The organism is Micromonospora sp. NPDC004704 (assembly GCF_053601675.1).
This window is the reverse complement of the sequence record NZ_JBSGCD010000003.1, coordinates 396,081-416,178: the sequence shown is the minus strand read 5'-3', so window position 1 is coordinate 416,178 and position 20,098 is coordinate 396,081. Positions and strand designations below refer to the sequence as shown.

Sequence of the window (20,098 nt, the reverse complement as noted above, 5' to 3'; positions counted from 1 at the left end):
CGCTTACGGCTGTGCTCCGGAAACGATCGATTGCCACTCGCGCAGTGCGGCGGCCAGCTTCACGGTCTGCGGGTGCTGTTCACCGACGAACCGGGCGCTGTCGGCGAGCAACCGTTCGAGCGTGGTTATCGCCTCGCCGGTCCGCTCGGCCTTCCAGTAGAGGCCCGCGAGGGCGAGCCTCGCGTTCGGTCCGCTCGGGTGCGCTTCGTCGTACACCCGGCCGTTGTCGTTGATCACCCGTTCGAGCATGGGGATTGCCTCGGCGATTCGCCCGGCGTCCGCGTACGAGGCGGCGAGGTTGGCCCGCGCGGTCACGGTCCCGGGGTGCCCCTCACCGAGCGCCCGTTCGCTGGCGGCCAGCACCCGTTCCTCGATCGGGATCGCCTCGGCGACCCGCCCCGCCTCCCGGTACGAGGAGGCGAGGTTGCCGAGCACGGTCAGCGTCTGCGGGTGCTCGTCGCCCTGGACCTCGACACAGTCCGCGGCCACCCGTTCGGCGAGCTCAATCGCCTCGGCGTGCCGGTCGGCTACCCGGTAGGAGGCGGCGAGGTTCATCCGCGCGGTCAGGGTGTTCGGGTGCAGGTCGCCGAGCACCTGCGCGTTGTCGACGACCACCCGCTCCTCGATCGTGATCGCCTCGGCCACGCGCCCGGCCTGCCAGTACGACGCGGCCAGGTTGATCCGGGCGGACAGGGTGTTCGGGTGCCGGTCACCGAGGTTGCGCTCCCGGTCGGCGACCATCTGCTCCTCGATGGTGATCGCCTCGGCGGTACGACCGCTGTGCCGGTAGGCGTCAGCAAGACCGAGCCAGAGCGTCGTCATGCCGGGGTGCCGGTGGCCGACCAGCCGTCCGGTGACGGCGATCAGGTGCTCCCAGTAGCGGATCGCGGCCTGGGGCAGTCCGCCGGCCAACAGGCTGTCCCCGAGCGTGAGCAGGACTTCCGGCGGGTTGGGGTACCACAACCCACCGGCGGTGTTGTCGATCAGCGCCGCCGTGTTCGTACGCAGCGCGGCGACCAGTTCTGCCTGGTCGGGGTGGGTGTCCGGGTCGGGCCAGGCGTCGAGCAGGGCGTCCGCGACGGCCTGGATGGCGGCCTCCAGTTCGACCGGCGGGGTGGTTTCGCGTACGGCTCGGGCGGTGAGGGCGTGCACGCGTACCGCGCGGGGTCCGGTTCGCGGGTCGTGGGCGAGCAGTCCGTACCGGTGCAGCAGGCGCATCGCGGCCCGTGCCCGGCTGACGGTCACGCCCCGGTCCGGTGCGGGGTTGTGCCTGCTCAGGTGGGCGACGACGGCGGCGTCGGTCCAGAGGGTGTCCGGGTGTCCGGCTGGGTCGAGCACGGCCGCGAGCCGGAGTGCGGGAAGCGCCAGACCGATGGGTTCGCATGCCTGGGCGGCGTCGAGGGCGACGAGCAGGGTGGCACCGATCGACCGGCGCCAGCCCCGGGAGTCGGTGGTCGACGGCAGCACGGCGTCGAGCTGCGACCGCCGGTCGGTGAACAGACCGAGGTACGCGGCACACCCGACCGCCTCGTTGACCATGTACGCCGCCGCGTGCGACAGGGCCAGCGGCAGGTGCCCCAGTGCCGTGGTGAGCGGGCGGGCGCCGGTGTCGAGCAGGTGCGGCGCTCCGGCGGCGGTGAGCCGTTCGGCGAGGTAGCCGGCGGATTCGGGTTCGTCGTACACGTCGACGTCGATCACGGTCCGGCCGTGGTCGGAGAGGATGGCGTCACGGCGGCGGGTGGTGGCCAGGACCCGTCCGTTGCCGGTGGCACCGGTCGGCCACCACGGCTCGATCCGCTCCGGCTCGGTGATGTCGTCGAGGACGATCAGCCACGTACGTTCGGTGGTGGCCAACCAGTCCAGCAGCGCCCGTGCCGCCACGACGGCATCGGAGCCACCGCCACCGGGAGCCTGTACGCGGCCAGCGGTCTGCGCGTACGCGGCCACCACCGCGTCGGGTCCGCTGGCGTCGACCCAGACCAGCAGGTCGACACCGTCCCGGGCGGCCTCGATGGCGTACGCGGCGGCGAGTTGTGACTTGCCGACACCGCCCCCTCCGGTCAGGACCTGGGTGGACACGGCGCCGCTGCGGCGCGTACGGCTGGTTTCGATCGTGGCGCGGAGCCCGGCGCGGTCCTGGAACGCCGATGCCAGCGCGGGCACCATCCCCACCCGCTGCGGCCAACCGACCGGCGCCCCTGCCTGCACGTAAAAGTTGTTCTGCTGACTGTTGACGCCCCCCTGATTGACCTGCACCCCCCGCCCACCCGAAGCATCAACCCCATCCACCCCACCACCCTCCCACCCCACCCCCACCCCGTCCACCCCGTCCACCCCCGCCGTTGACCATGAAGTTAGCGACAGGATTCAAGCCGAAATCCGTCGCTAACTTCATGATCAACGGGGCGAACCGGGGGGGAGCCGGAGGGGAGCTCAGGCGACGGGTTCTGCTGGGGTGGGGGTTTCTGTGCGTTGGGTGGGGATGGGGCGGGGGTCGTTTTCGTCGGCGAAGTAGTCGTCGCGGGTGGTGCCGTCGGGGCCCTCGGTTATCCGTAGGGCGCGCAGGATCAGGGTGAGGATGGTGGCTACCAGGAGGTTGAGGGCGACCGCCACCAGTCCTACGTAGATGGTCTTGGGGGTGTCCAGGCCGAACTTCTCCAGGGGGAAGTTGGAGCCGCCGAAGTGGGCGCGCTTCGAGGCGGCGTTCGGGATCTGGTAGAGCATCCACATGCCCAGCCCCATGCCGGCGGCCCAGCCGGCGATCAGGGCGCCCCGGTGGAACCAGCGGGTGTAGAGACCGAGCGCCACCGCCGGCAGGGTCTGGAGGATGATCACGCCGCCGATGAGTTGCAGGTCGATGGAGAACTGCGGGTCGAGGAAGACGATGCAGGCGACCGCGCCGACCTTGACCACCAGGGAGGCGATCTTCGAGACGTGCGCCTCCTGGGCCGGGGAGGCGTCCCGCTTCAGGTACTCCTTGTAGATGTTGCGGGTGAACAGGTTCGCCGCCGCGATCGACATGATCGCGGCCGGGACCAGGGCGCCGATGCCGATGGCGGCGAACGCGATGCCGGCGAACCAGCTCGGGAACTGCTGCTCGAAGAGCAACGGGACCACGGTGTTGTTGTCGACGCTGCCCTCGGTCGCGCCGGGCAGCGGCGTCACCCCGGCCGCGATGGCCATGTAACCGAGCAGGGCGATCAACCCGAGCAGCAGGCTGTAGGCCGGCAGCGCGGACATGTTCCGCTTGATCACGTCCCGGTTCTTGCTGGCCAGGATGCCGGTGATGCTGTGCGGGTAGAGGAACAGGGCGAGCGCGGAGCCGAGCGCGAGGGTGACGTACTGGATCTGGTTGTTGGGGTTGAGCAGCGTGCCGTCACCCGGCGCGGCGCTCGCGTCGAACTTGGCGTCCGCCGCGTCGAAGATCTCCCCCCAACCCCCCAACTTGTACGGGAGGTAGATGATCGCCACCAGGATCACGATGTAGATCAGTATGTCCTTGACGAACGCGATCAGTGCCGGTGCCCGCAGTCCGGACTGGTAGGTGTAGGCGGCGAGGATGGCGAACGCGACGATGATCGGCAGGTGCCGGGCGACGGTGCTCTCCCCGGTCACGCCCATCGTCTTGAGCACCGCCTCAGCGCCGGTACGGCGACGAAGGTGTACGCGGTGTAGAGGTCCCCGCCGACCAGGAACCAGGTGATCCAGCCCCCGAAGCTGCGCCCGCCCAGCCCCCATTCGTCCAGGTGGGCCATGTCCTTCGGTGCCCGCCACCGGGCGGCGACGAAGCCCATGCCGCTGACCAGCAGGAACAGCAGGGTGAAGATGATGATCTCAGTGAGATGGTCGCGCCACATGTGGGCTCACCCCCGCCGCTTCGTGAGCTGGTAGACCACCGTGGTGGTGGTGACGCCGAGCAGGATGAAGGCCAGTTGCAGCCAGTAGAAGACCGGGAAGCCGAACAGCCGGGGTGAGTCCTGGTTGAACAGGGGCGTCATCAGCGGGACCAGGATCGGCAGGAAGAGGAGCCAGTTCCACGGGCTGCGGTCGCCGGCCTTCGAGGCCGCCACCGGCACCGGTTCGGGAGTGGGAGCGGGGGCCTCGGGCGTACCGGCCGGATCCGGTGGGTCCGCCGTACCGGGGTTGGCCGATTCTGGTTCGCTCATCGCACACCTCCACCAGCGGTTCTGATCTCGTACGCGGCCGGAGGTTATCGAGGCTGTGACCGCCATCACGTACCGACGGCGGAGGTGGTGCGCCGAACGGCGAGCGCGCTGCGCCGAACGGCCGATACGAGGACTGCCCCGCCGACCGGGTGGTCGACGGGGCAGCCGTCAAGCAGGTGCAGGTGGCGACGCTTTCCCGTTAGCTCAGAAGGTCCAGAGTCCGAGGGAGATCGTCCGGGTCAGCGACGCGTTGTCGTCGTCACCGTCGAGCGACCAGATCATCGCCCCGCCCAGTCCCTTGGTCCGGATGTAGAGCGCCTTCTGCAGCACCACCGCCGGGTCGTCGTACGTCCAGAGGGTCGTGCCGTCGAACAGCCAGGCGTGCCCGGCGCGCAGGTCGCGGTGCACGGTGTAGCCGTTGCCGGCCAGGTTCTTCAGCACCTTGTAGTCCTCGTACCCGGCCTCGAAGGTGGCCGGTGCGGGGCCGGCGGCGGGGCCGAAGAGCCCGTTGCCGCCGCCGGTGATCCCGGTCCAACCCCGACCGTAGTACGGGACCCCGAGGACCAGCTTGCGGGCCGGGGCACCCCGGTCGATCCAGGTGTTGATCGCGACCTCGACGGAGAAGTCCGGGTTGTCCGGCGCACCCGCCGGCACCCGCAGCGCGGACTGCTGGTTGGCGCGGGCGTCCCAGCCGCCGTGGAAGTCGTAACCCTGCACGGTGGCGAAGTCCAGGTACTTGAAGATCTTGTTGCCCTCGAAGCCGGCGTCGATGGTCGCCGGGGCGGCCGGCAGGAACGCGGTCAGCTCGTAGTGCTCGCGCTTCTTCTTGCCGTACGCGTCGAGCTGCTTGCGGAACTCGGCGAGCAGCTTGGTGAAGTTCTGCTTGTCCTCGGCGCGGATCACGTTGCCCGGCTCGCCTGCCGATCCCGGCCACTCCCAGTCCAGATCGATCCCGTCGAAGACACCGGCGGCCGTGCCGGGGGCGGTGCCCGGCAGGTTGCCCTTGAGGTACAGGTCGATGCAGGAGGAGACGAACGCCTTGCGGGAGGCGTCGGTCGCGGCGGCGTTGGAGAAGTACGTCGACCAGGACCAGCCGCCGAGCGAGATCAGCACCTTCAGGTCGGGGTGCTTGGCCTTGAGCTTGGCGAGCTGGTTGAAGTTCCCGTTCAGCGCCTGGCCGGGCGCGTCGGCGACCCCGTCCACACTTTCCTCGGCCGGGACCGGCCGCTGGTAGTCGGCCCAGGCGTCACCCTCGCCCGGTCCACCGTCCACGTAGCACTTGCCGTCCTCGGTGACGTTGCCGAACGCGTAGTTGACGTGGGTGAGCCGGGCGGCGGCGCCGGAGGTGTCGAGCTTCTTGACCGGGAACGCCCGGCCGTAGATGCCCCACTGGGTGAAGTAGCCGACCTTGTAGTAACCGTCCGAGGCCCGGTTGGTGCCGGTGGCCTGCGCGACGGTGGGCGGAGCGGCGGTGAGCAGCAGAGACGCGGTGACGACGAGGACACCGAGTCGACGGGCGAGACGGTTATTCATCCACACTCCTTGAGGAGCTGAGATCTGTAAGGAAACCTTGCAGATCGATGATCTGCTGATCACCTGCTGCGGTCAAGCCCTGACTCTGGCATGCTGGTCGGGTGCCGAGGTTCCCCTCGTACGACGCGACCGAGTTGACCTACCACGTGCACGGTGCCGGGCCACCGCTGGTCTGCCTACCGGGCGGCCCCGGACGCGCGTCGTCCTATCTGGACGAACTCGGCGGACTCTCGGCGTACCGGACTCTGATCATGTTGGACCACCGGGGGACCGGCGAGTCCGAGGTGCCGGCCGATCCGGCCAGCTACCGGTGCGACCGGCTGGTCGACGACGTCGAGGCACTCCGGCAACACCTCGGCCTGGACCGGATGAGCCTGCTCGGCCACTCCGCCGGTGGTGACCTGGCCCAGCTCTACGCTGCCCGGTTCCCGGACCGACTGGAACGGCTGCTCCTGATCACCCCGGCCCTGCGGGCCACCGGGACCGAGGCGACCGGGCAGGACGACGCCCTCGCCGCCCGGGCCGGCGAATGGTGGTACCGGGGCGCCCGAGCGGCACGGGCCACCTGGCAGGAGGCGGTGGCCGGCGGGGCCAGCCTGGCCGACACCGCCGCGCTCCGGCTCGCCGCCGCCCCGTTCAGCTACGGCCGGTGGGACGAGCGCGCCCGCGCCCACCGCGAGGCCGACGCCTGGGAACGCGCCGACGCCGCCACCGAGGGCTTCTACGCCGGCTTCGAACCGGACACCGCAGCGGTACGCGCCGCGTTGGCGACGTTGGACGTACCGGTACTGGTGCTGGCCGGTGAGCTGGACCCGATGCCGGCGCCACCGGCCGCACGGGCCCTCACCGACCTGTTCCCGTACGGCGAACTTGTGGTGCAGGACCGGGCCGGCCACTACCCGTGGGTGGACGACGGACCGACCTTCGCCCGACTGGTGCTCACCCACCTCACCGCCGTCGCCCCGCACACCGCCTAGCTGGTGGTCAGGTGGGCGGTGTCGTTGACGGTGCGTACGGCCACGCCCCCGTCCGGCCAGAAGTCCACGATGGACAGTCCGGCGGGCTCCAGGTAGAGGCGGTGCAGGAAGGCGTCACCGGCCGCGAGCGCGTCCCGGAGCAGGATCTTCAACGGCGACACGTGCGAGACCACCACCACCGTCTCCCCCGGGTACGCCGCCAGCAGCGCCGACTGGGCCCGACGGACCCGACCGGTCACCGCCCGGAACGACTCCCCGCCCGGCGGGGCGACGGCCGGCGAGGCCAGCCAGGCGTCCATCTCCCCCGGCCAGCGTTCCTGCACCTCGGCGAAGGTGTGGCCCTCCCAGCGGCCGAAGTCGCACTCGATCAGGTCCGGCTCGATCCCCACCGGTTTGCCGCCGAGCTGCTCGGCGATGATCCCTGCGGTGGCCGTACACCGGGACAGGGGTGAGCTGACCACGACCGCGGCCGAGGGTGCCAGCCCGGCCACCCGGGCGGCCGTCGCCCGCGCCTGGGCCAGGCCGCGTTCGGAGAGCGGCACGTCACCCCGGCCGGAGTAACGGCGCTCGGCGGTCCGCTCGGTCTCACCGTGCCGGACCAGCAGCAGCCGGGTGGCGGTCGACGCCGGCCTCGGCTCCCACGAACTGCGGGTGGTCGAGCCCTGGGCGGCGACCTCCCGCGCACGGGCCCGGGCGGAGGCGTCCGGCCCGGCCAGGGCACCGGCCTCGGCAACCTCCGGCCTGCCCGCCGCCAGGTCCATCGCCGCGTTCGCCAGCGCGTCCGCGTGCCGGTTCTGGTCGCGCGGGATCCACTGGTACCGCACCGACTCGAACTTGCGGACCAGGGTGGCCGCCTGCGCCGCCAGCGGGCGCAGCCCGTGGTTCTTGATCTGCCAGCGGCCGGACATCTGCTCGACCACCAGCTTGGAGTCCATCCGTACGTCGATCTCGGCTGCCCCCAGCTCGACGGCGGCCTCCAGACCGGCGATCAGGCCCCGGTACTCGGCGACGTTGTTCGTGGCCACCCCGATCGACTCGGACCGCTCGGCCAGGACCTCGCCGGACTCGGCGTCCCGGACCACCGCCCCGAAGCCGGCCGGACCCGGATTGCCCCGCGCCCCGCCGTCGGCCTCCATCACCACCCGCAGCCGGCGGCTCATTCGAGCACCCGATCCACCGGCTCCGGACGTTGGACCTCGGCCCGGTTCCGGCGCCGACGGGCTGACACGGTCACAACCCCGACTCGGCGGTCCGGACCATGATCCGCCGGCACTCCTCGCAGCGCACCACCTCGTCCGGCGCCGCCGCCTTGATCCGGGCCAGGTCGGCGCCGTAGAGCTCCAGCCGGCACCCGCCGCACCGGCCGTGGGTCATCAGCGCCGCGCCGAGCCCGCCGGACGTCTCGCGGATCTTGTCGTAGAGGGCCACCAGGTCCGCCGGGAGGTCCGCCGAGAGCGGCTGCCGCGCGCCGGTCTTGAACTCCTCCTCCTTGGCGATGTCGGCCAGCGACTGGGCCCGCCGCTGCTCGGTCGCCTCGCGCGTCTCCCGGGTCGTGGTCAACCGCTCCAGGATCCCGTCGAGCACACCCTGGGCGGTTTCCCGCTGCTCCATCAGCTCCAGCTCGGTGTCCTCCAGCTCGCTCTGCCGCCGGTTGAGCGAGTTGAGCTCGTGCTGGATCGCCTCCAGTTCGCGGGCCGGGCCGGAGCCGACGGTCAACCGTGCCTGGTCCCGGTCCTTGCGGGCCCGAACCTGGTCGATGTCCTTCTCCATCCGGTTGATGTCCCGGTCGAGGTCGTCCACCGCCACCTGGGCGCGTACCCGCTCGTCCTCGAGCGCGGAGAGCTGCCGGGCCAGCGCCTCCAGCTCCGCGTGCTCCGGCAGGGTGCGGCGCCGGTGCGCGAGCTGGGCGAGCTGGGTGTCGATCGCTTGCAGGTCCAGCAGGCGACGCTGCTCTTGCGGGTTGGCCTTCACAGAAGGTGCTCCTTGTCCACGGGGGATGCGGCGTGCACGGGAGGTACGGCGGCCACAGGCGAAGGTACGGGGGTGACGGGTGATGCGGGGGCGCCGTGGGACGGCGATCCGGCCCGGACCGTCCACGGGTCGGTGTCCAGGTCGGACACGTACGCGCTGACGGGCAGGTGTTCCCGCAGGTGGGTCGCGAGGTCATCCAACCAGGGACGCTCGGTGGCCCAGTGGGCGGCGTCCAGCAGCGCCGGACCGCCCTCGGCGAGGTATTCGCTGGCGGGGTGGTGACGCAGGTCCGCGGTGAGGAAGGCGTCCACCCCGGCGGTGCGCGCGTCGCCGAGGTAACCATCGCCCGCGCCGCCGCTGACCGCGATGGTGCGGATCACCCGGTCCGGGTCACCGGCGGCGCGTACGCCCCAGGTGGTGGGCGGGAGCGCGTCGGCCGCGTACCGGGTCAGGTCGGTCAGCGTCATCGGTCGGGGCAGCCGGCCGATCCGACCGGCGCCCCGTCCCGCTCCCGCCGCCGGGCCGGTGGCCGGACGCAGCGGGCGCAGGTCGGTGAGGCCGAGCCGGGCGGCGAGCGCGTCGGAGACGCCCGGGTCGGCTACGTCGGCGTTGGTGTGCGCGACGTACAGGGCGACATCGTTTTTGATCAACTGGTGCACGATCCGACCCTTGTACGTCGTCGCCGCGACCGACGACACCCCCCGCAGCAGCAGCGGATGGTGGGCGACGATCAGGTCCGCCCCCCGGGCCAGCGCCTCGGCGACGGTCTCCGGCACGCAGTCGACCACGCAGGCGACCCGGCGTACGGGCGCCTCGGGGTCGCCGAGCACCAACCCGACCCGATCCCACTGCTCGGCCCAGGCCGGCGGGTAACGACGGTCCAGCGCGGCCACCACTTCGGCCACGCTCGACGTCTCGGATCCAGTTGTTCCCACGGCGGCCCAGCTTACCGGCGTCGGCCCGTCGACCGTGGTGCCGGCTCGATCGGCCCGGCCGGTCGGTCCGGCCGGACCACCGTCCGGGAACTCCGCCGGGCCGGGGCCGGGCCGGTCGGGGCGCTCAGCCGGGGAGGCCGTTGACCGCGCATCGGGCCCGCAGGGCGTCGCGCCCCAGCTCCCAGGGGTACTGGTCGAGGTAGTGCGCCCCGCTGCCGGGGGCGAACGGCGGCAGCACGTCGTCGCCGAACAGCACCGTCACGTCCCACCCGCGCAGCCGGTCCAGGCTGGCCCGGAAGGCCGGGTGGGTGGCCATCGCGGCGTTGGTGAACGGCATCGCCACGATCGGGAGCCCCAGCCCCTGTCCCTCGATCAACAAGCCCAGGGCGAGGCTGTCGGTGATCCCGACCGCCCACTTGTTGACCGTGTTGACCGTGGCCGGGGCGACGATCATCGCGTCGGCCGGCGGCAGCAGGTCCGGATCACCCGGAGACTTGTACGTCGAACGGACCGGATAACCGGTCTGCTCCTCGATCGCCGGTACGTCCACGAACTTGCGCCCGTCCGGCGTACTCACCACGCAGACCACCCAGCCGTCCTGCTGGGCGAGTGCCACCAGCCGGTCGACGTTGCGGGCCAGCGGGGACCCACAGGCGATCACGTACAGGACTCTGCGCTGGGGTTGCCCGGTCATCCGGCCACCAACCCACTCATATGCCGACACCCATGTGCTCAGCCAACTCCGCAATCGGCGCGGGCGGCGCACCACGTGTGCGACGGAGGATGTCGGACATCACCTCGTGCGCGATCGGCCGGCACCGGATCTCCGAGGGGGCCAGCCGGTCGCCGTCGACCAGCATCTCCCCCGCGCTGCTCACGTCCCCGATCTGGGCGAAGCCGCGGGCGATGTCGAGCAGGTGGTGGGCCCGCCGCTCGGGCAGCAGGGCGGCGAACCTCCGCTTGTCGATCCGCTGCTCGTGGGTCTCGACCGCCTGCCGGCCCTCACCCAGTTCCACCGCCGCCGCCGCCCGGTGCAGTTCCAGGTTGGTCGGGCCGAAACTGGTCCAGTAGTAGTTCTGGTCCGAGCCGAGCGCGTTCGACGCCTCCTCCGCGCCCCGGATCAGGTCCCGGACGGTGGCGTTGTCGCCCAGCCGGGCGGCGGCCATCGCACCCTGGAGCAGGAGCATGCCGTACACCGAGAGCCGGTCCGGGTCGGCGCCGTTGGTGCCGCCGGGGGCGAGCCGGTTGGCGATGTTGACGTTGACCTCCAGCGCCGACCGGGCCCGGCCCAGGGCGAGCAGGGCGTTGCCGACCCGGTACGTGGCCACCCCGGCGAGCAACTGGTCGTCGGCGCGTACGGAGACGGCCATGGAGCGGTCGGCGGCGAGCCAGGCCAGCTCGTGCTCACCCAGCTTGCGCAGGGCCGACGAGGCGATCTGGTAGACCTGCCCGAGCAGGCTCGCGGCGAGTTGCCCGTCGTCGCCGGTGTAGTACGCGTCCGCCGCCTGTGCGTCGCGCAGCAGCTTCGGCAGCGCCCGGGTCAGTACGCCGTAGCGCGCGTACTGGTACGTCAGCCAGGCGTGGCTGACCGCCTTGCGGAACTCCGGCAGGGGCGGCGGGACCACCTGCGCGTCGAAGTACTTGCTCATCGAGACGTACCGCTCCAGTGCGGCCCGGATCTCCTCGACCTCGACCTCGTCGATGCAGTTCAGGGCATCGGTACGCCGTTCCGGGTCCTTGCCGAGCAGGAGCTGTACGTCGATGGTGAGCACGTCGGCGATCTCGTAGAGGACGGAGAACTTGTCCAGCCGGCGTACCCCGCGTTCGACCTTGTCGACCCAGCTCTTGGACTTGCCGAGGCGGTCGGCGAAGACCTGCTGGGACAACTTGCGTCGACCACGCCAATAGGCGACGCGGCGCCCGATGGGCAGCTCGTCCACGTCCGTTCCTCCCCTTTGCCATGCCGGCGGTCCGGGCCGGTCGAGCTCTGTCGGGTATGTAATCGGGCTCAGTTTTCAGATGTACGCTTCGTTGCCGTACGAGATCCATTGTGCGTTTTGTTCGCTATGTGCCGGTCGCACATTCTGTGCGTCTGACCCCCGTTTGGTGCTCGTACTTTTCGATGCAAGTTGCAAGTGGCTTTATGCCAGGAGCAACGAATACGCCCGGCGCCGGTGACGGCGCCACTCCATCGATCTCACCTTGATCGACCCCGAGAGGAGCTGCGTGCCATGTGGGGGACCACCCGACCGCCCATCACCCGCCTGACCACCCTGGAACGGGTACGCCTGAGGCGGGTCGCCGTCCGGTACGCCATGCACGGCTGGGAGGTGACCCCCGGCGCCTTCCTCAACCGGCAGCGCTTCGTCTGCGGCCGGGCCGGCTGCCCCACCACCGGCTGCCACCCCGCCCTGGAGGAGTGGGAGGGAGCCGCCAGTTCCGACCCCGCCCGGGTCGGCGCCTGGTGGCGGGTACGGCCGCACGCCGTACTGCTCGCCACCGGCTACACCTTCGACGTGCTGGAGGTGCCGGCGTACCTCGGCCAGCACGTACTCGACGCCTCCCGGCCGCACCCCGGCGTGACCATCCCCGGCCACGACCAGGTACGCGGCCCGGTCGCACTCACCCCCGGCGGGCGGTGGATGTTCCTGGTCCGCCCCGGTGACCCGCTCCGGCCCGAACTCGACCAGTGCCTGTACGTGATCCGGCACGGTCCCGGCTCCTGGATCCCCGCCCCGCCGACCCGGCTTCCCGAGGGAACCGTGCGCTGGGTGGTGCCACCGGAGGAGGTCCGCTGGCAGCTTCCCGACTCGTACGCCGTACAGGAACTCCTGGTCGACGCGTTGCAGGCGCACACCCCGGCGATCCCGGTCGCCCTGCTGCCCGGACGGCTGCCCGCTCCCCGGCGCGGCTACTGAACCCCCGCACCGCGTGGCGCCCGGCTCCCACGCCGGTCCGGGCGAGTCGGCGCGCGGCATGCAGCGACCCGCCGAGGTAACGGTCGTTAACGCAGGTAGCACAGCCGAGGTCGGGACCGCAAGAGGCAAACCGAGCCGGCGCGCACACGGGGGATGACATGCGAACTGACGAGACACCGCCGGCATCCGGCGGTATGGACGGGGCGGAGCCGGCCACCGGCTCACCGCCGTGCCGGTGGGCGGGGACCCGACCGAAGGGATCCCGCCCCGGCGGCCCTCGGCCGACCGGCTCCCGACCGGCCGGGACCCACCGCCCCGTGCGCTGACCCGGCCCGCCACGTACGTCAGTCCGTGATCGGCAGGCGGTCGGACCGGGGCGTACGCCGGTCGTCGGTGACCACGGCCCACTCGTACCCGGACAACCGGCCGAGCCAGCCCACTCCGGCCTGCCCCATCGCCAGCGCCGCGGTCGCGTACGCGTCGGCGGTGCCGAGGTCGGTGCCGACCACCGTCACCGAACGCAGGCCCCGGGCCGGGGTGCCTCGGCGCGGGTCGATCACGTGGTGCCCCCGCTCGTAGACCCCCGAGGTGGCGACCGCCAGGTCGGTCCCGTGCACCACCAGCGCGACCCGGCTCGGGTCCCACGGGTCCTGCACCCCGACCCGCCACGGCTCGCCGGAACTGGACAGGCCGCGTACCCGTACGTCACCACCGGCGTTCACGCAGTGGTTCGGCGCCCCGGCGGCCACCAGCCGGTCCGAGGCGACCTGGGCCGACCAGCCCTTGACGTACCCGGACGGGTCGAACCGGCCGGTGGCGTACGCGTCGAAGAAACCGTCGGTGTCGCCCCACAGGTCGGCGCAGCGTTCCAGGGTGGCCCGCAGGTCCGCCGACGCGTCGGAGAGCACCACCTCGCCCCGGTCGAACCGGCTCACCTCGCTGTCGGCCTTGAACGTGCTGAACCGCTGGTCGACCTCGCGCATCCAGCCGAAAACCTGCTCGGCGAGCTGGTCGAGGCGCTCCGGGGGCAGGTCGTCGGCGAGGTCGAGGCTGATCGCCGTACCCATGACGAACTCGACCCGGCGCAGCCCCGGCCTGGTCCGTACGCTGGTCACGCCGACCTCACATCTTGTCCAGGGCGGCCTGCAACGACCGCCGGTACGCCGAACTGGTCGCGGTCGCCCCGCTGACGGTGTCCGGGAGCCGGCCCTGGTTCGCCGCCGTGACCGCCTGCCCGCCGGTCCCGCTGTAGGCCCGGTCCACCCGGTCGCTGTTCCCCTCCGAGGTGGCCGTCTCGCCCGGCAGTTCCAGCGCGATGACGTTGGTGACCCGGTCGCCGGAGACGGTGATCTGCACCTGGACCAGGCCGAAGTCGGCCGCGGGCGTCACCGAACCGTCGATCTTGCGGGGGCCGCTGGCCGGCGGCGGGGGTGCCTTGGTGGTGGTGGGCGCTCCCCCACCGGTTGGCGCCTTCGACGTGGGCTTGCCGGTCGGGGTCTTCGACGGTGACTTGCCGGGTGATCCGCTCGGCGCACCCGGCTTACCGGACGCGGTCGGTTGCGCACCGCCACCGGCCGGGTCCGGGGTCGGCTCCGGCGGGGCACCGGCGCTCGGGTCGGTCGACGCACCCGCCGTTCCGACCGGCACGTCCTGGGCGGTCGCGGTCGTCGCCGGCCCGCCCTTGAGCACCACCAGCAGGGTGGTGCTCGCGGCAAGACCGGTGATGCCGAGAATGGCGCGACGCAACGGTGCAACCTCCGTCAGAGTTCGAACGTGGCCAGGTGGATCTGCCGGCGCGGCACCCCGGCGCGACGCAGCGCCCGGACCGACTCGCGGACCAGACCCGCCGGCCCGCAGAGGTAGACGTCCCGCTCGGTCAGGTCGGGCACCAGCCGGCGCAGGCCACGGGCGGTGAAGATCTGCTGCGGGCCGGGGTCGTTGCGGGAACCGAGGACGTACCACATCTCGGTTTCCCGGGCCTCGGCCAGCCAGTCCAGCTCGCGCCGGAGCAGCAGGTCGTCCGGGGTGCTGGCCCGGTAGATCAGCGCGGCACCGGGCGGCAACTCCTCGAGCAGGGCCCGGATCGGGGAGATCCCGCTCCCCCCGGCGATCAGCAGCGACCGCTCCGCGACCCGGTGGGCGGCGGTGAACGTACCGGACGGGCCGGAGGCCCAGACCCGGGTGCCGGGACGCAGCCGGCGCAGCTCGGACGTGTGCCCGCCGACCACCTTGACGGTCAGCCGCAGCCAGCGGCCGTTGCGCGCGGCGGAGAGCGAGAACGGGTGCGACTGCCACCAGCGCCCGGCGGAGAGGAACCGCCACCGGAAGAACTGCCCGGCGAGCACCTGCAACCGGTCCAGGTTCCGGCCGGTGAGGTAGATCGAGATGGTGTCCCGGCTCTCCGCCACCACGTCGGCGACGCGCAGCCGGTACCGCAGGTTCAGCCACAGCGGGGTGAACACCCGACCCCAGAGGACGGCCGCGATCACCAGGACGTAGACGGCGATCCACCCGGTCCGCACCGGTCCGGGCCGGAACAACTGCTGGCCGTACGTGAACTGGTGGCCGAAGCCGAGCAGCAGTACGGCGTAACTGCTCAGGTGCAGGTAGTACCAGAACTCGTACGGCAGTGCGTTGCGGACGAACCGGATCCCGGTGAACCCGAGCAGGACGATGATGGCGGCGGCGCCGAACGCGGCGAGCATGTCCTCGTAGTCGCGCAGGAGGGTGGTCGCCTCGGCGAGCAGCGTCTTGCGTTCCAGGCCGGCGTAGCCGGCGAGGATCAGCCCGACGTGTGCCAGCACCGCGACGAACACGGTGCCGCCGATGTCGCGGTGCCACCGGCTGAGCTGCTCGGCGCCGATCCACCGCTCCAGCGACCGCAGCCGGCTCATCAGCAGCACCTGGACCAGGAGCAGGTAACCGGCGATCAGGCCGCTGATCCGGCCGGCGGCGGTGAGGGCGGCGTGCTCGCTGTTCACCGCGCCGGGCTCGGTGTCCAGCCACCACGGCACCACGGCGGCCAGCAGCCCCACCCAGAGCAGGAGGACGACCACCCACCGGCCCACCGGCCCCCGCTGCTCCGGCACCTCGTTCGGTACGCCCGCAGGCGGATCGGACCGCGCCGGCCGGGTCTGCTGCCCGCCCGACCGGGCCTGTTCGGTACGGCGGGGCTGTTCGGGGTAGCGGGTGTCGTCGGTCCAACGGGCGTCGTCGGCGTAGACGTACGGCTGCTGGCCACCGTCCCGGGAGTAGTCCCCGGAACGGTGGCCAGTGGAGGTCGACCGGTTTGTCACGCGTACAGCTTGACCGGGGTGAAGGTCTGACGGGGGAACATCTTCTTCACCTCGGCGTCGGTCAGGCCGAAGCGGCCCTGGGCTACCGACCCGTACACGTGGAACATGTTGTTGTACTCGGGCACGTCACCGCTGTCGAGCTTGTCCAGCCCGTTCCAGTTGCCGAGCAGGGAGCCGGCCAGCTTCTTGCCGGACAGGATGGTGACCACGCCACCGTGGCCGTGGTCGGTGCCGCCGCTGTTCGAGGCGACCCGGCGACCGAACTCGCTGCTGACCATGATCGTCACGTCGGCGGCCAGCGGGCCGAGGTCGGTGAAGAACGCCGCCATGCCCTTGGCCAGCTCACCCAGCCGGTTGTGGAGCTGACCGCCCTTGGCCGTGCCCTGGTTCTCGTGGGTGTCGTAGCCGCCCATGCCGATGGTCGCCACCCGTACGTTGGCGCCGCCCTTGATGAGCTGGGCCAGGGTACGGAACGAGTTGCCGATGCCGGTGTACTCGGCCCCCTCGGCCGGGGTGTACGGCTTGGCGGCCAACTGCTGCGCGGTCTTCAGCGCGCCCAGCCCGGCGATCACCGACTCCTCCACCGGGTGGTTGATCCCGGTGAAGAGGCCCTGGATGGCCCTGGCGGTGGCGTCCTTGAACCGGCCGTCGCCGTTGAAGCCGAGCGACCCGACGTTGTTCAGCGACAGGGCGCTGTTGTTGCCGACCAGCGAGCGCGGCAGGGTGCTGCCGACACCGACGCTGCGGAACGCGGTGCCCGGCCCGAGGGCGTCGACCAGGCTGTCCAGCCAGCCCCGGCCACCGGTCTCGTTCGGCAGGCCACCGAGGTTGCAGGCGTCCGCGGCCTGGAAGTGGCTGCGCGACACCCGAGGGTCGGAGGCGGCCGGTACGAAGCCGAGCTGCCCGGCGTCCAGGAACTTCTGCAACGGGGCGAACGCGCTGGTCAGCTTGAACCCACGGTCCAGGGCGAGCGAGTCGGTGCCGAGCAGCAGGTCGGGGCGGGCCTTGCTGAGGACCGGGTCGTTGTCCGGCGCGATCAGGCTCAGCCCGTCCAGCCCGCCGTAGAGGAAGACGTGGATCAGGGTGCCGCCGGGGGTGGCGGCGAACGACGCCTGGGTCGAGACGAACTGGGTGGTGGCCAGGGCGGTCACCGTGGCGGCGGCACCGGCGACGAACGTACGGCGGGTGACGCCGCGTCCGTCCTGCTGGGCCTCCTCCACTTCGGACAGGTTGAGGAACTGCTCGCGTACGGCGGCGTTCTCGGCGGTGACCGCGGCGTGCTCGGCGCGCAGCACGGCCTCGGTCCGGTTCGGGGCGAGACGCCGCAGGTCGGGGCAGTCGGGGTGCAGGGGGTACGAGTGCACAGTCTTCTCCACTGTTAGCTCACCGGAGGTGGTGCTGGGGGGAGGCGAGAAGCGCCCGCGCGATGGCGGTGATCGCGCCGTTGAACGTGGCGTCGACCTTCGCGTCGGCGGTCACCCCGGCGATGCCGAGAATCAGGGACTTTTCCTTGTCCGTCAGCTTCTGGTGCACCAGCCGCAGCGACAGGGCGTCGAGGTAGGCGCCCGCGGTGGCCGGCGGGGCCGCCACCAGCTTGTCCGGCTTGGTGTAGGAGAAGACCTTCCGGTTGCCGTTGATCACGTCGTGGGCTTCGTTCCAGCCGTTGACCATGGTCCCGGCGGAGGTCCAGGCGACGTAGACGTCCGGGTAGCCGTTCGGGGTGGAGAGGCCGGCGGGGAACTGGCCCAGCTCCTCCATCTTGTTCCTGAGCTGGTTCAGCCCGTCCGCGAACGGGGTCCGCTTGAGGTCGGCCCGCTTCTGGTAGTCCGGCGACGGGTCCGGCTGCATGCCGAGCACCCGGTACGTGGCGACCAGGTACTCCATCGGGCGGCGTACCTTCTGGCCGACGGAGCCCCAGAACTCGGTGGAGCTGAACAGGGTCATCAGGGTCGGCTTGATCGCACCCTTGTTGGCCGTGTACGTCTTGGCCAGCCGCTCGACCAGGGACTTCGGCGGGGTGTCCGAGACGAACCGGGTGGCTAGGCTCTGCGCGATGTAGTTCGCGGTCGAGGGGTGCAGGGCGAGGTGCTTCAGGTACGCCTTGATCACCGACTCGCCGCCCTCGGCGGAGCTGTTGTCGCTGTTGAAGCCGAGGATGCTGACCTTGCCGACGTAGTGCCGGTTGGCGCGGTAGACGTACTCGTCCTTGTCCACACCGAGGCCGGTCTGGAGCATCGCGGCCTGCCGTACGTCCATCTCGGTGTAGCCGCCGTCGACGCCGACCGAGTACAGCTCCAGGTTCTCCCGGGCCAGGTTCTCGTTGATCGCGTCCTTGTGCGACTCGTTCTGGTTCAGGTAGACGATCAGCGCCGGGTGGGTGTTCGCGGCGACCAGCATGTCCGCGTAGTTGCCCAGGGCGTGCTTGCGGATCACGTCCCGGTCGAACGTGGAGCGGGTGATGTCACCGCCGTCGAAGAACGCGGCGACGTGCAGGAAGTCGTTCCAGAAGTCGACCATGACCTCGAAGAGCTGCCGGTCGGACCAGATCTGGCGGGCGACCGACGCCCAGACGAACTCGTTGTCGGAGTTGTCGACGTCCTTGACCGTGTCGCGGCGTTCCCGGAGCTGCTTGATCGAGAGGTTCAGGGTGGGTAGCTCGGAGAGCTTCAGCTCGCCCTTGGTCGGCGCGATCTTGTCCGGATCGAGCTGCCAGCGCAGCCACTCGTCGATCCCCATGGTCTTGATCTCGGCGAGGACCTTGGGGGTGGCGCCGAAGGTGGCCCGGGTGGCGAGGTGCCGGATCGGGTCCTTGGCGAGCACCGTCTTGACCGTGACCTCGGTCGAGGCCGCCGCGGAGGCCGGGCCGGCGAGGGTACGACCACTGGCCGGCGCGTTCTTCTTCAGCTCGGCCCCGGCCCGGGAGCCCATGTAGCTCTCGTTCTGCTCGGTGTAGGTACGCACCGTGCTCGGCTGCTGTCCGCTGGGGCGGTCGGCGGTCCCGTCGGTGATCGCGGCGGCGGTCGCGTTGCCGTTGCCGTTGCCGCCACCGAACGGGGTGTTGCCGAGGATCTTGTCGCCCAGTTCGGTGCCGCGCGAGGCCATCGCGATCGCACCGGCACCGGCCACCACCGCGGCGGCACCGGTCAGCGCTACCAGGGCCCGGCGACGCCCGACGTTGCGCTTGCCCGGCTCACCGTCGTCGTCCAGCTCGGGAAGCTGCGACGGCCCGGCGTACGGGTCGCGGCCCTGCGGCTCCAAGCCCTCCGGACCGACCCACTGCGGGCCCCGGTGCCCGGTGCCACCGGCGCGGTGCTCCTGGGTCCACTGGTCCACGTACTGGTCGGGGTGTTGCTGTCCACGCTGCGGGTGGCCCGACTGGGGGTAGCCGGGGTACTGCTGGTGACCCGCCGACTGCGGGTAGCGCGCGTCCGGGTACGCGTCGGATCCGGGGGCCGGGCGGCCGTACGCGGACTGGCCGGGCGCGGCCCGGTATCCGTCGGCGCCGGGCTGGGGTCGACCGTCCCAAGGGCTGTCGTCACGCGATCGGCGTGGTGGCACATTCTGGTCAGCCATGTACCAATCCGTCTGCTGAGGCGCGCCGGATTCAGCCGCGTAAACGGCAGGGGCGGTGATCCGGCGGCGGTTACTGAGGGGGTTGCTACGGCAAAGTAACCAAGCCGCCGATCCGCTTCAAGGTCGCCGAAACCGCCCTCCAGCAGCGACTTAAGCAACCCTGAAGGGGAATCACCGGCGCGCGGTTTCGACCGGGGCGCACGGCAACGGTCGCCAGCAGCACCGATGTCGCCGGGCCGGTGGTTACGAAGGGATCCGTAACCTGCTCGTAGCACGGACCGGGATTCGGCGGTAAAGACAAACTTAAGGTGGGAATAAGTAAAACCTGCGCCAATCCGAGCGCTGGAACGCAGGCGATCGGGAGCGGGAGTGAGAGCGGCTACGGATCGGGTATCCCCGCCCCGGACAGTTGACGCGTGAGGGGAAGGCTGCCGCCATGCTCAGCAAAGAGGATCAGCGTCGGTTCGACGAGATCACCCGCCAGCTGAGAATCAGCGACCCGGACTTCGTCGCCCGGCTCAGCGATCGTGCCCAGCACCGCCGGGGCAGACTTCTGCTCCTGATGACCGTCGTGCTCTGGAGCGCCGTACCGGCCGTGGTTGTCATCGGCGGTTGGTTGGCGGCCGTGATAGCGCCGGTCGTACTCGCCGCCGCCAGTGTGCTGGCCTGGCGGGTCCGCCGGTTGCACCATTGACCCCGGCGTCACCCGTGCCGGTTCACCGTCGTCAC

Annotated in this window: 16 protein-coding genes and 1 pseudogene; 3 read left to right on the top strand and 14 right to left on the bottom strand. The window is 71.1% G+C overall.

The genetic code is table 11. The features are described 5' to 3' along the window. Positions 1-3 precede the first annotated feature (3 nt). From fxsT to ACWEFB_RS06195, 4 genes and pseudogenes are all read right to left on the bottom strand, one after another. Entirely contained in the window at positions 4-2,256 is a 2,253-nt protein-coding gene (gene fxsT, locus ACWEFB_RS06210) for an FxSxx-COOH system tetratricopeptide repeat protein (protein ID WP_452282719.1), read from the bottom strand. 177 nt (positions 2,257-2,433) lie between these two features. Beyond that, positions 2,434-3,857 (bottom strand): annotated as a pseudogene (locus ACWEFB_RS06205) (sodium:solute symporter family protein). Positions 3,858-3,863: 6 nt separating this feature from the next. Further along, complete coding sequence (locus ACWEFB_RS06200) at positions 3,864-4,076, bottom strand: DUF3311 domain-containing protein (RefSeq protein WP_326563203.1); 213 nt, start codon at positions 4,074-4,076, stop codon at positions 3,864-3,866. Positions 4,077-4,370: 294 nt separating this feature from the next. Next, positions 4,371-5,699 (bottom strand): glycoside hydrolase family 18 protein, encoded by a 1,329-nt coding sequence (locus ACWEFB_RS06195; RefSeq protein ID WP_452282717.1) that lies wholly within the window; start codon positions 5,697-5,699, stop codon positions 4,371-4,373. Positions 5,700-5,800: 101 nt separating this feature from the next. Here ACWEFB_RS06195 and ACWEFB_RS06190 point away from each other — a divergent pair, with 101 nt between their 5' ends. Next, complete coding sequence (locus ACWEFB_RS06190) at positions 5,801-6,676, top strand: alpha/beta fold hydrolase (RefSeq protein ID WP_452282715.1); 876 nt, start codon at positions 5,801-5,803, stop codon at positions 6,674-6,676. On the opposite strand, the gene ACWEFB_RS06185 is transcribed toward ACWEFB_RS06190, so the two are convergent. From ACWEFB_RS06185 to ACWEFB_RS06165, 5 genes are all read right to left on the bottom strand, one after another. Beyond that, a complete protein-coding gene (locus ACWEFB_RS06185) occupies positions 6,673-7,836 on the bottom strand; it encodes a bifunctional RNase H/acid phosphatase (RefSeq protein WP_452282713.1) in 1,164 nt (387 codons plus the stop codon). The two genes, ACWEFB_RS06190 and ACWEFB_RS06185, sit on opposite strands and share 4 nt — an antisense overlap. A gap of 70 nt (positions 7,837-7,906) precedes the next feature. Next, on the bottom strand, positions 7,907-8,647 hold the full coding sequence (locus tag ACWEFB_RS06180; protein WP_452282711.1) for a zinc ribbon domain-containing protein: 741 nt from the start codon (positions 8,645-8,647) through the stop codon (positions 7,907-7,909). Then, positions 8,644-9,543, bottom strand: a complete 900-nt coding sequence (locus ACWEFB_RS06175; protein ID WP_452282797.1) for a Nif3-like dinuclear metal center hexameric protein — start codon at positions 9,541-9,543, stop codon at positions 8,644-8,646. Before ACWEFB_RS06175 ends, ACWEFB_RS06180 begins: the two co-directional genes overlap by 4 nt. 163 nt (positions 9,544-9,706) lie before the next feature. Continuing rightward, positions 9,707-10,276, bottom strand: a complete 570-nt coding sequence (locus tag ACWEFB_RS06170) for a flavoprotein (RefSeq protein WP_452282709.1) — start codon at positions 10,274-10,276, stop codon at positions 9,707-9,709. A gap of 16 nt (positions 10,277-10,292) precedes the next feature. Then, entirely contained in the window at positions 10,293-11,522 is a 1,230-nt protein-coding gene (locus ACWEFB_RS06165; RefSeq protein ID WP_326556561.1) for a helix-turn-helix domain-containing protein, read from the bottom strand. A gap of 291 nt (positions 11,523-11,813) precedes the next feature. Here ACWEFB_RS06165 and ACWEFB_RS06160 point away from each other — a divergent pair, with 291 nt between their 5' ends. Next, positions 11,814-12,500: a bifunctional DNA primase/polymerase gene (locus ACWEFB_RS06160; RefSeq protein WP_452282707.1), complete on the top strand. Its 687-nt coding sequence runs from the start codon at positions 11,814-11,816 to the stop codon at positions 12,498-12,500. A 344-nt stretch (positions 12,501-12,844) separates the two neighbouring features. Here ACWEFB_RS06160 and ACWEFB_RS06155 read toward each other — a convergent pair whose 3' ends face one another. From ACWEFB_RS06155 to ACWEFB_RS06135, 5 genes are read right to left on the bottom strand one after another with little or no spacing between them, the layout of a single operon-like run. After that, positions 12,845-13,567, bottom strand: a complete 723-nt coding sequence (locus tag ACWEFB_RS06155) for an FAD:protein FMN transferase (protein ID WP_452282795.1) — start codon at positions 13,565-13,567, stop codon at positions 12,845-12,847. Positions 13,568-13,622: 55 nt separating this feature from the next. Further along, positions 13,623-14,246: an FMN-binding protein gene (locus tag ACWEFB_RS06150; RefSeq protein ID WP_452282705.1), complete on the bottom strand. Its 624-nt coding sequence runs from the start codon at positions 14,244-14,246 to the stop codon at positions 13,623-13,625. Between the two features lie 14 nt (positions 14,247-14,260). Continuing rightward, positions 14,261-15,796 (bottom strand): ferredoxin reductase family protein, encoded by a 1,536-nt coding sequence (locus tag ACWEFB_RS06145; RefSeq protein WP_452282703.1) that lies wholly within the window; start codon positions 15,794-15,796, stop codon positions 14,261-14,263. After that, entirely contained in the window at positions 15,793-17,172 is a 1,380-nt protein-coding gene (locus ACWEFB_RS06140; RefSeq protein WP_452282701.1) for a DUF1501 domain-containing protein, read from the bottom strand. The genes ACWEFB_RS06145 and ACWEFB_RS06140 overlap by 4 nt, the downstream gene beginning before the upstream one ends. Before the next feature lie 7 nt (positions 17,173-17,179). After that, positions 17,180-19,369, bottom strand: coding sequence for a DUF1800 family protein (locus ACWEFB_RS06135; protein ID WP_452282699.1), 2,190 nt, complete (start codon positions 19,367-19,369; stop codon positions 17,180-17,182). 436 nt (positions 19,370-19,805) lie between these two features. On the opposite strand from ACWEFB_RS06135, the gene ACWEFB_RS06130 reads away from it, so the two are divergent. Further along, on the top strand, positions 19,806-20,063 hold the full coding sequence (locus ACWEFB_RS06130; protein WP_452282697.1) for a DUF3040 domain-containing protein: 258 nt from the start codon (positions 19,806-19,808) through the stop codon (positions 20,061-20,063). Positions 20,064-20,098 lie beyond the last annotated feature (35 nt).

Bases quoted from the DNA above. Each gene is read 5' to 3' on its own strand.
- ACWEFB_RS06130 (WP_452282697.1), top strand. From the start codon at position 19,806: ATGCTCAGCAAAGAGGATCAGCGTCGGTTCGACGAGATCACCCGCCAG.
- ACWEFB_RS06160 (WP_452282707.1), top strand. From the start codon at position 11,814: ATGTGGGGGACCACCCGACCGCCCATCACCCGCCTGACCACCCTGGAA.
- ACWEFB_RS06185 (WP_452282713.1), bottom strand. From the start codon at position 7,836: ATGAGCCGCCGGCTGCGGGTGGTGATGGAGGCCGACGGCGGGGCGCGG.
- ACWEFB_RS06135 (WP_452282699.1), bottom strand. From the start codon at position 19,369: ATGGCTGACCAGAATGTGCCACCACGCCGATCGCGTGACGACAGCCCT.
- ACWEFB_RS06170 (WP_452282709.1), bottom strand. From the start codon at position 10,276: ATGACCGGGCAACCCCAGCGCAGAGTCCTGTACGTGATCGCCTGTGGG.
- ACWEFB_RS06195 (WP_452282717.1), bottom strand. From the start codon at position 5,699: ATGAATAACCGTCTCGCCCGTCGACTCGGTGTCCTCGTCGTCACCGCG.
- ACWEFB_RS06155 (WP_452282795.1), bottom strand. From the start codon at position 13,567: ATGGGTACGGCGATCAGCCTCGACCTCGCCGACGACCTGCCCCCGGAG.